Source organism: Polynucleobacter sp. JS-JIR-5-A7 (assembly GCF_018687935.1).
Lineage (GTDB): Bacteria > Pseudomonadota > Gammaproteobacteria > Burkholderiales > Burkholderiaceae > Polynucleobacter.
On sequence record NZ_CP061308.1, the window covers coordinates 722007 to 734786 of the forward strand.

Genomic DNA, 12780 nt, shown 5'->3' on the forward strand with positions numbered 1-12780 from the left:
TTGCTGGGGATTAGTGTTTACCAGCAAGCGCCAGCGTTCTTTGGGCCAATAGGACCACTGGGCGATCAATCATTCTGCCATCCAGCTTTACAGCACCCCCTTTTGAGGCATGATCTGCTTCGATCACTCTCTGGGCCCATCGAATTTCTTCTTCAGTGGGCATAAACGCAGTCTGAACAATAGCCACTTGCTTAGGATGGATACACAGTTTTGCGCCAAAGCCCATGCGTTTCGCTCTTTCAGCATCGTCAGTGATACGAGGTAGATCATCGGTTGAGGGTGTCACCCCATCAATTGGAGGGGCAATTTGGGCCAAGCGGGAAGCTAAAACGATTTGATAGCGAGCCGTTTGCAGTTCGGTTTCTTGGGGATCACAGATCATGCCCAAGTCAGCCTGTAAATCAAGATTGCCTAGGGCAAGACGGAGCACTTGATTGGCGGTGGATATTTCTTGGAGTCGGTCTAAGCCAATCGCTGTTTCAATCATGGGAATGATGGCGGTGTTCGGTAGTACTAGGGCTGCACCGTTGATTTGATCAACGGACTCGCTCTTGGGAATCAGTAAGCAGGCTACTTGTAATTCTTGGGCCAGAATCAAATCAGCGGAATAAAACTTGGTTCCCGGAGAGTTGGTGCGAATCACAAGACGCTTCTTTTGTTCAGCTGAAAACTGCGGCCAAGCAGTGCGGATTGCATTACGAGCCGTCTCTTTATCTTCTTCTGCTACAGCATCTTCTAGATCCAAGATAACCCCATGAGCACCGCTATCCAGGGCTTTGATAAAGCGCTCGGGGCGAGTGCCTGGCACAAATAAAAAGTCACAGCTAAAGCCTAGCGGGGTATCAAGTGGATTCATGAAAGTCTAAATTGAGGATTTAATTGTTAGGAAGTAAAGAACCCATCTTGGCCTGTTTGCGGATATTCCACAAGAGATCAATCGCTTTACTCATCTCAGTTGGATGAGCTCCACCACTAAAGGCAGCTAAGCGCATTGCCTTATCGGTGATTTCAGCGCGTGAAAGGGTATTGCCAGGATCGCCCTTGGGTTCATCAACGCGACCATCAAGAACTTGACCATTATTTAAGTGGACTTTGACTTTGCCAATCCAACGTTGGGGATAAGCGCTATCCACTTCGGGATCGAGCGTCATCGTGACGCGATCTCTAAACAAGCAAATCGCTTCATCATGGAAGTGTTCATCGAATTCTTGTAAGCCAGCAAACTGATAGTGTGCAATGAGTGCTAATACAGTGCCCATAGAAAACTTTGATTGATGCACTGTTGCAGGATCGGTCACTGGACCCAAGACATCAATTGCACCTTGGTGTACTAAAGTTTCCACTTTAGCGATATCACTAGGTTTGAGTTTGTTGGCAAGCATGACTTGCAGAAGAGCATCAGCAGCAGGATGGGTATGGCGACAAGAGGCATGATATTTAAAACTCGTTTCTGCTAAAGTCCAACGACTACCTAAGCGGTCCACTAATTTACTAGGGTCTGCATCGCTAGACATGCCAGCGGCTAAACCTTGCTTGCCTTCTAGGATATGCTGTGCGCCAGTAAAACCAGCTTGTGCAATATAGGCCGACATTAAGCCAGTGGCGGCAGCGTGTGCCGTGTGCAATTGCTTAGAGTCTGCGGCATCGCGTAAAAATTCCCAAAGACCTGCCGATTGAGTGCCTGCAGAACCAAAAGCATTAAGCATTTTTTCAGGGTTGAGTTGGAGTAAACGACCGACAGTAGCAGCTGCTGCAAGCGTACCTGCAGTACCTGTAGTGTGAAAAACTTTGTAGTGTGAGCGGCCTAAAAATTCTCCAACCCGAATGCCTACTTCATATCCTGCTACTGCGGCAACCAGCATATCTTCACCAGAGGCCCCAATCGCTTGCGCACAGGCTAAGGCTGGAGGAAAAACTACGGTAGCCGGATGAAAGACTGAGCCATTGTGAACATCATCTTGCTCTGCTACATGTGAGGCCGCAGCATTCGCCATCGCTGCTAAGAATGGGCTCGAGGTTTTACGATTGATCAGGATTTCAGAAGGGCCAGTATGAGTAGCATCAAAACCACCCATATTTTGGGCGAACTGGGTAAGCGTTTCTACAGGGCGCGAACCCTTACCCGCAATTGCAGATCCAAACCAGTCTACTAAAAGATCCTCTGCGCGACTAATCACATCGTTAGGAATATCAGCAATTTTTAGATTGCTAGCAAAGCTTGCTAATTCACGAGATAAATGTTCATTACTCATCGGGGTGCGGCCTCTAATTTTTCTTTTTTTAAACCACTGACTGATTACTTAAGAACAGCGGTAGCTTGCATCGTGAGCCAGCCTTCGTGGTCTTGCGCCCATATTGCAAGTGTTTTGCCAGAAGGATCTTTTTCTAGATCAGGCTTAGCGCTAACTTTAAAGAGATTGATATCAAAGGTAGGGCGTATCGCGCGGAACTCAAAGCTCTTTAACTTGCAACCAGGAATACTCTGACGCACAAGATCAACCAAGAGTGTCGCAATCAACGGGCCATGAACGATCAAGCCTGGATAGCCTTCCACTTCAGTAACGTATTGACGGTCGTAATGAATACGGTGCCCATTAAAAGTTAATGCTGAGTAACGAAATAAGAGAACATCATCGGGAGTAATCGTTTTGCTCCACTTGGCATCGGTAGGCGCTGGTGTTGGTGCCACCGGTTTGTCATCAGGACCAGGCGCATCACGATAGACGATGTCATGTTCTTCAATGATGGCTAAGCCTTGTTGATTTGAGACTTCATGTTTCACCAAAACAAAAATTAAATCACCAGTGCGACCTGCTTTATGGGTAACGGATTCAATTTTCGAAATGCGCTGAATCTCATCACCGACGCTAATAGGCTCTAGCCATTGAATACGACTACCAGCCCACATCCGACGTGGCAGAGGAACGGGTGGTAAGAAGCCGCCACGCTTGGGGTGGCCATCAGGACCAATTTCAGACTGTCGTGCATGAGGTAAAAAATAGAGCCAATGCCATAGTTCAGGTAGGAAACTGCCCTTACTGGGTTCGGGATCAGGCCTGTCTAGGGTTGCTGATAAAGCGCGCACTGGCGCGGCAGTGACGGTGTCAGAGAGAGACTCCGTTTTACCGAGCCACTCTTGAAGATGGGTGATGGTTTGATGTTCGATTCGCATAACTTCTATTATGCCAATCTTAGGAAAGAATCTTAGTGGATCAAAATAGCGGAAAAGTGGATCAAAAGGCCCGCTAAGGCCGAGCCACCCAATACGGTCATCACCCCTTTTTGGAATTTAAACAGGGCTATCGCTGCCAAGCCACAAATTAGCATAGAGATCCAGGAAATGGCGCCACCTAGACCATGGGGTAAAAATACGTGATAAGCAAAAAAGAGACCAAGATTGACGATCACGCCAACCACTGCTGCTGTAATCGCCGTGAGAGGTGCTGTAAAGCTCATCTTGCCATGGGTTGATTCCACCAAGGGTCCACCAACCAAGATGAAGAAGAAGGATGGCAAGAAGGTAAACCAAGTAGCCACAACTGCCCCTAATGCACCAAACCAAAATGGACTGCTATTGCCAATGAGGTACTGAATATGTCCAGCGAGGTAACCAACAAAAGCAACGACCATGATCAGTGGTCCCGGCGTCGTTTCACCAAGAGCCAAACCATCAATCATTTGGTTGGCACTTAACCAATGAAATTGATCTACTGCACCTTGGTAGACATATGGCAACACGGCATAAGCGCCACCAAAAGTCAGAAAGGCTGCCTTTGTAAAGAACCAAGCAAGATTGGGAAAGAGCGTTTTCCAATCAAAGATAGCTATTAAGACGCTCATCGGAAGTATCCAGCAAGCAAAGGCAATGGCGCTATGAACTAAAGTTTTTTGATAATGAAATTGAGCATGCGCTGGGGTAGGGGTGTCATCATCAATGATGGCCTTGCCGTAGCTTTTCACTGCTTTGTTGTTATGACCGCTTTGCTGAAAGTATTCTGGGTAACGCTTGCCGCCCCAGTAACCAATAGCGGCAGCAAGCAAAACAATGATAGGGAACGATAAGTTCAAAATAAAGATTGCTAAGAATGAACCCAATGCAATCCATTGCAACGCTTGATTGTGAATCGTACGTTTGCCAATACGCACTGCTGCATGCAAAACAATAGCAGTGACCGCCGGTTTGATGCCAAAGAAAATCGCAGCGATCCAAGGCACTTGTCCATAGGTGAGATATACCCAAGACAGACCAATCAAAATCAATAGTGAGGGCAATACAAATAGGGTGCCAGCCAGAATGCCGCCCCAACTACGATGCATTAACCACCCAATATAGGTAACTAGTTGCTGGGCTTCGGGGCCAGGTAAGACCATGCAATAATTCAGCGCATGTAAAAAGCGCCGCTCAGAAATCCAGCGACGTTTCTCTACTAACTCTTGATGTAGGACAGCGATTTGTCCTGCGGGCCCTCCAAAACTAATAAAGCCTAACTTAGCCCAGAATTTGAGGGCTTCGCCTAATGAAACCGAACTACTCAAGCGTCTTCCATTCCACCAACGACTTGGCTAAAGCCGTTATCAACATAGATGATTTCAGCGGTAATGCCGTTGGCTAAATCCGATAACAAGAAAGCAGCAGTATTGCCAACATCATCAATCGTGACGTTGCGACGCAGTGGTGCAGTTTGTTCAACCGCTTCTAAAATTTTGCTGAAACCTTTAATGCCAGAAGCAGCCAAGGTTTTGATCGGGCCAGCAGAAATACCATTCGCACGGATACCCTTAGGACCAACGGAGCCAGCGAGGTAACGCACGGAAGCTTCGAGGGATGCTTTGGCTAAACCCATGGTGTTGTAGTTGGGAACATTCTTCATTGACCCAAGGTAGGTCAATGTTAGCAATGAAGATTTATCGCGCAGCATTGGCAATGCTTCCTTAGCCATTGCTGGGAAACTGTAAGCAGAAATATCATGAGCAATCTTGAAGCCCTCGCGCGAGAGGCCCTCCAAAAAGTCACCAGCAATCGCTTCACGTGGGGCAAAGCCAATCGCATGGACAAAGCCATCAAATTGAGGCCAGGATTTGGCTAGATCTTTAAAGAGGGCAGAAATTTGCGCATCGCTACCAACATCACAGTCAAAAATGAGTTCGGTATTGAATTCTTTTGCAAAATCGACAATTCGGTCCTTAAAGCGCTCACCCACGTAAGTCAGGGCAAGTTCAGCGCCTTCGCGATGGCAGGCCTTGGCAATACCATAGGCAATAGAGCGGTTGGAGAGGAGGCCGGTAATGAGGATTTTTTTGCCGGAGAGAAAGCCCATGATGTGTCCTTTACTTCAAATATGATTTGCTATCTACAATTGTTGCATATATGTCAGCTCAAACCCCTTTTCGCCAAATTGCTCATTTCTTGCTGTTAGCCCTGCTAGTTGGGGTTGGCAGCAATATTGCGCAAGCGGCGCAAGGTATAGCGCAGTACGGTAAGCCGAAGTACGCAGATGGATTTGCCCATTTTGACTATGTCAATCCCAATGCCCCCAGAGGCGGCACTCTGACTTTGCCAAATCCTGGGCAAAGAACCAGTTTTGATAAGTTCAATCCATTCACCTTGCGGGGTGTCACGGCCCCAGGAATAGATTTGATGTTTGAATCCCTCGCCGAGGGTAGTGCGGATGAGGTATCTAGTATTTACGGCCTACTTGCTGATGATATTGAGATAGCTAAGGATCGTCAGTCAGTCACGTTTCGTATTCGTCCAGAAGCCAAATTTTCAGATGGCAGTCCAGTATTAGCGGCAGATGTAAAACATAGTTTTGACACCTTGATGAGTGGCCTTGCACATCCTCGCTATAAAACGACGTTTGCTGATGTGAAACAAGCAGTCGTCATCTCAGATCGAGTAGTACGGTTTGACTTTAAGAACAACAATACTGAATTGCCGATTATGGTAGGAACGCTGCCCATTTTTTCTCGTAACTGGGGAAGGCGTCCTGATGGCAGCATGATTGCTTTTGATAAGCTAGCCTTTGACGCACCGATTGGCAGTGGCCCCTATCTGATTGAGTCCTTTAAGGCGGGGAAATCAATTGTCTTTAAAAGAAACCCGCAGTATTGGGCTGATCAACTTGCAAAGCCATTAAATGTGCGGGTGGGTTTCTATAACTTTGATCGCGTGCTCTACAAACTTTATAGTGACGATGCTGTGCGACTCGAGGCATTCAAAGCAGGGGAGTTTGATGCTTTAGTGGAATATCGCGCCAAGATTTGGGCGAAGGGTTATGTCGGTTCTAAATTTGACAATGGCACACTCTTAAAGAAGGCCTTCATTAACCATAATGGCGCAGGTATGCAGGGCTTTGCCATGAATGTACGTAAACCGATTTTTCAAGATCCTCGCGTGCGGCAAGCATTAGGCTTAGCTTTGGATTTCGAGTGGTTGAATCGCCAAATATTTTTTGATCAGTACGGTCGTATTAATAGCTTCTTCACTAATAGTGATTTAAGCGCAAACTTCGATGGGCCCCGTAAACCCACAGAAGCAGAACTCAAATTACTCAAACCGCTCAAGGCGAAATATCCACAATGGGTGCCAGATGCGGTGTTTGGTCCGATGCCATTACCACCATCAACCAAGTCACCGGGTAGTCTTCGTCAAAATCTGCGTCAAGCTCGTGAATTACTCATGCACGCTGGCTGGCAGTATCGTGACGGTGCTTTGCGCAATGAAAAGGGTGAACCGTTTCGTATGGAGATGGTGGAGAACGGCGGTTTTTTCTTGAGAATCCTCTCTGCTTATGGTCGCAACTTAGAAAAGTTGGGTATTCAGCTTGATATTCGTACGAGCGATTTTGCCTTGTATCAAAAACGCATGAATGAATATGACTTCGATGTGACAACCACTCGCTTCCCAGATTCTCAGAATCCTGGTAATGAATTGTGGGATCGTTTTGGTAGCCAGGCTGCCAAAGAAAAGGGTTCAGACAATATCATCGGCGTTCAATCGCCAGTCGTAGACGCTTTAATCGAAGAAATTACTAAGGCGCAGAATCGCGAAGAGTTGCGTGCTGCTTGCAGAGCGCTCGATCGTATACTGTGGAATAGCTATTACGTGATACCGCAATGGTACAACCCCACTCACCGAGTTGCCTTCCGCAATGAGATGCGCTACCCAGAGCCTCCTTTGTATTACCAGGCAGAACCTTGGATCATGCAAAACTGGTGGAAAGAGGGGGCTAAATAATGCAAGGACAAATGCGCGCCTATATTTTTAAGCGTTTGTTACTCATGATTCCAACTTTGTTGGGTGTCTTGACCTTAACCTTTGCAGTGGTTCAGTTTGTGCCGGGTGGTCCAGTTGAGCAAATGGTGTTGGAGCTCAAGGGCAAAGGTGATGCAGCGGTTGGGGGTACAGAATCTTCTGGTGCTGGAGCGACCTATCGCGGACGTCAAGGCATTGATGCGCAACGCTTAGAAGAAGTCAAAGCCTTATATGGTTTTGATAAGCCACCACTCGAGCGTTACTTCATGATGTTGGGTCGCTTTGCTAGATTTGATTTAGGCGACAGTTATTATCAACATGAGAGTGTTTGGCGTTTAGTAATTTCTAAGTTGCCCGTATCAATCAGCATTGGTTTGTGGACATTCTTTATTACCTATTTAGTTTCTATTCCATTGGGAATAGCCAAAGCAGTGCGTGATGGTTCTCGTTTTGATGCGGTGACTAGTACCATGATCTTAGTAGGCTATGCCATTCCAGGTTTTGTCTTAGGCGTTCTATTATTGGTGATCTTTGGTGGCGGTAGTTTTCTGCAAATCTTTCCCTTACGAGGGCTGACCTCCGATAACTGGAGTGATCTGAGCTTGATTGGTAAGGTGATGGATTATTTGTGGCACCTAGTGTTACCAATTACCGCTTCGGTATTGGGTAGCTTTGCAGTAGTGACGATGTTGACCAAGAACTCTTTTTTGGAAGAAATTCGTAAACAGTATGTATTGACCGCAAGAGCCAAAGGCCTCACGGAAAAGCAAGTGCTTTGGAAACATGTGTTTCGCAATGCGATGTTGCCCTTAGTCACCGGTTTTCCAGCAGCCTTCATTGGCGCCTTCTTTACGGGATCCCTCTTGATCGAAACCTTGTTCTCGCTAGATGGTCTTGGTTTGCTCTCTTATGAATCCGTGATGCGCCGTGATTATCCAGTGGTCTTTGGCACTTTGTATCTCTTTACCTTGATTGGCTTATTTACGAAGTTGATCTCTGATCTTTGCTACGTCTATGTTGATCCTCGCATTCAATTTGGTGCTGGAGGCGGGTCATGAGCCGTTGGCAGCGTTTTAGAAGTAACCGCAGAGGTTATGCCAGCCTGTGGATCTTTCTAGTTCTCTTTGGTCTTTCTCTGGGTGCCGAGCTCATTGCGAATGACAAGCCTCTATTAGTGCGTTATGACGGCCACTTTTATTTTCCAATAGCAAAGAATCAGGCTGAGACTGTCTTTGGTGGAGACTTTGCGACGCCAACGGATTTCTTGGATCCTGATATTCGTCGCAATATTACAAGTGATGGCAATTGGGCGATCTATCCACCGATTACTTATAGCTACGAGACGCTGAATTATTTTTCTCAAGTTCCTAACCCAGCGCCACCGTCTTGGCAAAACTGGTTAGGCACCGATGATCGTGGACGCGATGTACTCTCACGTCTCATTTATGGTTTCCGACTATCAATTCTGTTTGGTTTAGCACTCACGATTGTGGGCGTGAGCGTCGGCATCATTACTGGTTCTCTAATGGGTTTTTTCGGCGGTAAGTTTGACTTAATATCCCAGCGTTTGATTGAGATTTGGTCGGCAATGCCTGAGTTATATCTGCTGATCATCTTCGCCTCAATCTTTAATCCCAGCGTTTCGCTACTCATCATTTTGTTAGCGGCATTTGGTTGGATGGGCTTATCTGATTACGTCCGTGCAGAGTTCTTTCGTAATCGAGCCCTAGAGTATGTGCGGGCTGCGCGGGCATTGGGCCTCACGAATCTACAAATTATGTGGCGCCATATTCTGCCCAATAGTTTGACACCGGTGATCACCTTTTTGCCATTCCGAATGAGTGCCGCCATTTTGTCGCTGACGAGTTTAGATTTTCTTGGTCTGGGTGTTCCTCCGGGAACGCCTAGCTTGGGTGAGTTACTGTCACAGGGCAAGGGTAATTTGGATGCATGGTGGATTTCGCTCTCCACTTTTATTGTCTTGGTGGCGACATTACTGTTGCTGACCTTTATGGGTGAAGCGCTGCGTGATGCGTATGACTCTCGCAAAGCTGGCCTGATGAGTGGAGGCCGCTCATGAGTTTGCTGCGCTATGAAGACCTTTGTATTTCTTTTGGCGCTGGGCGCCGTGAAAAGTTTGCCGTTAATCATCTCAACTTAGAAATTGGCATTGGTGAGAGAGTAGCCTTAGTGGGCGAGTCTGGCTCAGGAAAAACCTTAACTGCGCTTGCCCCTTTGCGGCTAGAGCCTGAGGGCGCTAAAGTCTCTGGAAAAATTCTGTGGAATCAAAAAGACGAAGGGATAGTCGATTTGTTGTCCTTGCCCATAGAAGATATTCGTGAGATCCGTGGTCGTGAAATTGCCATGGTGTTTCAGGAGCCGATGACGGCACTGAATCCTTTATTTACCATCGGCAATCAAATTATTGAAGCAGTACAGATTGATCAGCCCCTCATTTCTAAGTCTGACTGCATAGATGCAGCAATTGATCTCCTTAAAAAGACGGGCATCCCGGAACCCGAGCGCCGCTTTCATTCCTACCCACATCAACTATCTGGCGGTCAACGTCAACGTGCCATGATTGCGATGGCATTGGCTTGTAAGCCACGCCTGTTGATTGCAGACGAACCAACTACTGCGTTAGATGTCAGTTTGCGTTTGCAAATTTTAGATTTGCTGAAAGAGTTGCAAGAAGAATCTAAAGAAGATGGTGGCATGGGAATTTTATTGATTACCCATGACCTCAATCTTGTAAAGCACTTTGCTGGACGTGTGGCCGTCTTGAATCAAGGCAACTTGATGGAGTCTGGGCCAACTAAACAAGTGTTTAATCATCCGACCGATCCTTACACGCGCGCTTTAGTGAATAGCGAGCCTGTTCGCGAACTCGCACCGGTGATGCCATTGGCGCCCGTACTATTAAAGACAGAAGAGTTATCTGTCGCATACCCAAGTTCAGAGTCGACGTCTTGGTTTAAAAAAGCACCTCCCCATAAGGTCTTGAAAAAAGTCAGCTTTCATTTGAAGCAAGGCCAGACCATTGGCGTCATTGGTGAGTCGGGTTCAGGTAAGACTACTTTAGGTATGGCTGTGCTTGGTCTCTTAGGAGATTCTGCAGCGCAAGTAACAGGTGATGTCGATGTGCTTGGTAAAGATTGGCAAACACTGAAGCCGGTAGATCGACGTGCGATGCGTTCTAGCCTGCAAGTGATATTTCAAGATCCCTTTGGTTCGCTTTCACCGCGGATGAATGTGATGCAAATTATTGCGGAGGGTTTGGATGTTCACCATCCGAACTTATCGCCAGCCGAGCGTGAATCTCGTGTGGTCGATATGCTCAAAGAAGTGGGCTTGGATCGCTCAGCGTTAACTCGCTATCCGCATGAGTTCTCTGGAGGTCAACGGCAGCGTATTGCGATTGCCCGCGCTTTGATTTTGCGGCCGCAGATATTGGTCTTGGATGAACCTACATCCGCATTAGATGTTTCGATTCAGAAACAAGTGCTCGCCTTGCTTTCAGAATTGCAGAAGAAGTACAACTTGGCTTATTTGATGATTAGTCATGACTTAGCAGTCATCCGCGCCATGTCTCATGAGGTGATCGTGCTCAAAGAGGGTAAGGTGGTTGATTTTGGCGACACTGAGACCTTGATCAAGCACCCCAAACAGGTTTACACCAGAGAATTATTTGCGGCTGCCGAACTGACTTAGTTAGAGCCTAAAACCCTATTCTATGGGCTATTTTGGTGCATTAGATCCGCATTCATGCACCAAGTTCTGAAAAATCACCCATGTAAACAAAGACTTAAGACTATAGTCAAGACTTGGTTAAATAAGGGTTCTTTGTTAAACTGGTTCGATGTCACTAAAAAAAGCGCTGCTTTCACAAATCTTGGGTCTAGCCCTGGGTTTGACTATCTCTGTATCTGCAAATGCCGCAGATACCGTGGTGGTAGCTGACGCACCAACTGAAGCAGTTGTTCCAAAAGAAAGTATGTTTCAAGCTGGTAGGGCTTATATCTCTCGAGTGTCTGACCGATTAGCGGATACCGTGACTGGAAAATCTGAAGAGATGATTAATCGCGCCATGGAAGTGATTGGTGTGCGTTATCGCTGGGATGCTGAATTACCTCAGTCTGGTTTGGACGGTAGTAGTTTTGTTGGTTATGTATTCAAAGACAAGTTGGGCTTCTTGTTGCCACGCAAGTCAACGCAAATGAGTCGGGTTGGTAAACCGATTAGTCGCGATGAGCTGCAACCAGGCGACCTTGTATTTTTCAACACGATGCGTTTAACTTTTTCTCATGTGGGTATTTATGTTGGTGACAATAAATTTATTCACTCACCATCCAAAGGCACCAGTGTTCGTGTCGACGATCTAGGTAGCCTGTATTGGGATAAACGTTTTGATGGCGCCCGTCGTCTAGATGGCAGTGATAACCTCAATGATGCCGAGCGTCAAGAGTTGTTAAACGAAGTCAAGAATCTCAAGCGTAAGTCACGCAGTCTCTAAAGTCCTCCCTTTCGGGGCTTTACCTACTTAGCCTTTCAGCTTTTCCTTGATCAAAGCCATTTGTTCTTGGCTTGCGACTTCGCCAGCCAAGATGGCTGCATTTCTGGACTTGAAATCGCCACTACTCATTTGCTTCAGTTGCGGAGTAATCACGATATCAGCACTCTTGAGTTCATATTGATTAATGCTTCTTTGCATAATCGAAATGGTTTGTTGTAACACTCCAAAGGTGCCACTGGCATCTTGATGGACTGGCTCTGAAGAGATGTTCACTGCAATCACTAGAGTAGCTCCCATTTGTCGGGCATAACTTACGGGCACGGGGGCTACCAGACCGCCATCCAGATATTCCTTGCCGCCAATCAGAGTGGGTTGGAAGACGCCAGGTACGCTGCACGATGCGCGCACTGCTTGGCCAGTATTGCCTGTACGAAATAAAACACCTTTGCCTGATTGCAATTCAGTGGCGACAATTCCTAATGGAATACGCATCTGTTCAATGGCCTTGTTTTGTACTTCTCGATTTACCATGTTTTGCAGGGCATCACCTTTAATCAGTCCGCCAAAACGTCCCGCAAATGGTAGCCCCCAGTCTGCAATCGTGGCTTCATCGAGATTGAGGGCTAGGCGATTGAGATCATTACCGGTAGCGCCAGAGGCAAGCAGGGCAGCAATGACGCTACCGGCACTGCTACCGACCACAATATCGGGGCGGATGCCTTGAGCCTCTAGGGCCTTAATTACCCCAATGTGGGCAAATCCTCTTGCTGCACCGGCACCTAAAGCCAAGCCAACTACTGGCTTTCTTGTTCCCATGAGGCCGCACGAGCTGAGGGCTCCAGCACTGAATAGGGCGCCCATACTGATGCCAAGGCCCAATAAGTGTCGTCGTTCAGGAGAAACTAGGCGTTTTGATGAAATATTGTGCATATGGCTATTGTATTGAGCCTACCTTATAATAGGTTCACGGTGAACGAAAAGGACTTCGTTGCAGCGCGGGCATATTCCCTAA

At 47.0% G+C, this 12780-nt stretch carries 11 protein-coding genes; 5 read left to right on the plus strand and 6 right to left on the minus strand.

What is annotated here, in order from left to right:
* Nucleotides 1-10: 10 nt before the first annotated feature.
* From AOC29_RS03730 to fabI, 5 genes are read right to left on the minus strand one after another with little or no spacing between them, the layout of a single operon-like run.
* Complete coding sequence (locus AOC29_RS03730) at nt 11-856, minus strand: CoA ester lyase (RefSeq protein ID WP_215296695.1); 846 nt, start codon at nt 854-856, stop codon at nt 11-13.
* 19 nt (nt 857-875) lie between these two features.
* Nucleotides 876-2252 (minus strand): MmgE/PrpD family protein, encoded by a 1377-nt coding sequence (locus AOC29_RS03735; RefSeq protein WP_215296696.1) that lies wholly within the window; start codon nt 2250-2252, stop codon nt 876-878.
* A gap of 44 nt (nt 2253-2296) precedes the next feature.
* On the minus strand, nt 2297-3172 hold the full coding sequence (locus tag AOC29_RS03740) for a MaoC family dehydratase N-terminal domain-containing protein (RefSeq protein ID WP_215296697.1): 876 nt from the start codon (nt 3170-3172) through the stop codon (nt 2297-2299).
* 32 nt (nt 3173-3204) lie between these two features.
* On the minus strand, nt 3205-4536 hold the full coding sequence (chrA, locus tag AOC29_RS03745; protein ID WP_215296698.1) for a chromate efflux transporter: 1332 nt from the start codon (nt 4534-4536) through the stop codon (nt 3205-3207).
* Complete coding sequence (gene fabI, locus AOC29_RS03750) at nt 4533-5318, minus strand: enoyl-ACP reductase FabI (protein WP_215296699.1); 786 nt, start codon at nt 5316-5318, stop codon at nt 4533-4535. Before fabI ends, chrA begins: the two co-directional genes overlap by 4 nt.
* Before the next feature lie 50 nt (nt 5319-5368).
* On the opposite strand from fabI, the gene AOC29_RS03755 reads away from it, so the two are divergent.
* The 5 genes from AOC29_RS03755 to AOC29_RS03775 all read left to right on the plus strand — a co-directional run bounded on the left by AOC29_RS03755 (nt 5369) and on the right by AOC29_RS03775 (nt 11768).
* Nucleotides 5369-7237 carry an extracellular solute-binding protein gene (locus tag AOC29_RS03755; protein WP_215296700.1) on the plus strand — a complete coding sequence of 623 codons (1869 nt, stop codon included), beginning with the start codon at nt 5369-5371 and terminating at the stop codon, nt 7235-7237.
* Nucleotides 7238-7248: 11 nt separating this feature from the next.
* Nucleotides 7249-8313: a microcin C ABC transporter permease YejB gene (locus AOC29_RS03760; protein ID WP_215297336.1), complete on the plus strand. Its 1065-nt coding sequence runs from the start codon at nt 7249-7251 to the stop codon at nt 8311-8313.
* The gene (locus tag AOC29_RS03765; RefSeq protein WP_215296701.1) at nt 8310-9335 is read left to right on the plus strand and encodes an ABC transporter permease; all 1026 of its coding nucleotides are present in this window, start codon (nt 8310-8312) and stop codon (nt 9333-9335) included. Before AOC29_RS03760 ends, AOC29_RS03765 begins: the two co-directional genes overlap by 4 nt.
* The gene (locus tag AOC29_RS03770) at nt 9332-10966 is read left to right on the plus strand and encodes an ABC transporter ATP-binding protein (protein WP_215296702.1); all 1635 of its coding nucleotides are present in this window, start codon (nt 9332-9334) and stop codon (nt 10964-10966) included. The genes AOC29_RS03765 and AOC29_RS03770 overlap by 4 nt, the downstream gene beginning before the upstream one ends.
* 148 nt (nt 10967-11114) lie before the next feature.
* Nucleotides 11115-11768, plus strand: coding sequence for a C40 family peptidase (locus AOC29_RS03775; protein ID WP_215296703.1), 654 nt, complete (start codon nt 11115-11117; stop codon nt 11766-11768).
* Between the two features lie 27 nt (nt 11769-11795).
* On the opposite strand, the gene AOC29_RS03780 is transcribed toward AOC29_RS03775, so the two are convergent.
* Nucleotides 11796-12698, minus strand: coding sequence for a patatin-like phospholipase family protein (locus AOC29_RS03780; protein WP_215296704.1), 903 nt, complete (start codon nt 12696-12698; stop codon nt 11796-11798).
* Nucleotides 12699-12780 lie beyond the last annotated feature (82 nt).

Bases quoted from the DNA above. Each gene is read 5' to 3' on its own strand.
- AOC29_RS03730 (WP_215296695.1), bottom strand. From the start codon at position 856: ATGAATCCACTTGATACCCCGCTAGGCTTTAGCTGTGACTTTTTATTT.
- AOC29_RS03735 (WP_215296696.1), bottom strand. From the start codon at position 2,252: ATGAGTAATGAACATTTATCTCGTGAATTAGCAAGCTTTGCTAGCAAT.
- AOC29_RS03740 (WP_215296697.1), bottom strand. From the start codon at position 3,172: ATGCGAATCGAACATCAAACCATCACCCATCTTCAAGAGTGGCTCGGT.
- fabI (WP_215296699.1), bottom strand. From the start codon at position 5,318: ATGGGCTTTCTCTCCGGCAAAAAAATCCTCATTACCGGCCTCCTCTCC.
- AOC29_RS03755 (WP_215296700.1), top strand. From the start codon at position 5,369: ATGTCAGCTCAAACCCCTTTTCGCCAAATTGCTCATTTCTTGCTGTTA.
- AOC29_RS03760 (WP_215297336.1), top strand. From the start codon at position 7,249: ATGCGCGCCTATATTTTTAAGCGTTTGTTACTCATGATTCCAACTTTG.
- AOC29_RS03765 (WP_215296701.1), top strand. From the start codon at position 8,310: ATGAGCCGTTGGCAGCGTTTTAGAAGTAACCGCAGAGGTTATGCCAGC.
- AOC29_RS03770 (WP_215296702.1), top strand. From the start codon at position 9,332: ATGAGTTTGCTGCGCTATGAAGACCTTTGTATTTCTTTTGGCGCTGGG.
- AOC29_RS03775 (WP_215296703.1), top strand. From the start codon at position 11,115: ATGTCACTAAAAAAAGCGCTGCTTTCACAAATCTTGGGTCTAGCCCTG.
- AOC29_RS03780 (WP_215296704.1), bottom strand. From the start codon at position 12,698: ATGCACAATATTTCATCAAAACGCCTAGTTTCTCCTGAACGACGACAC.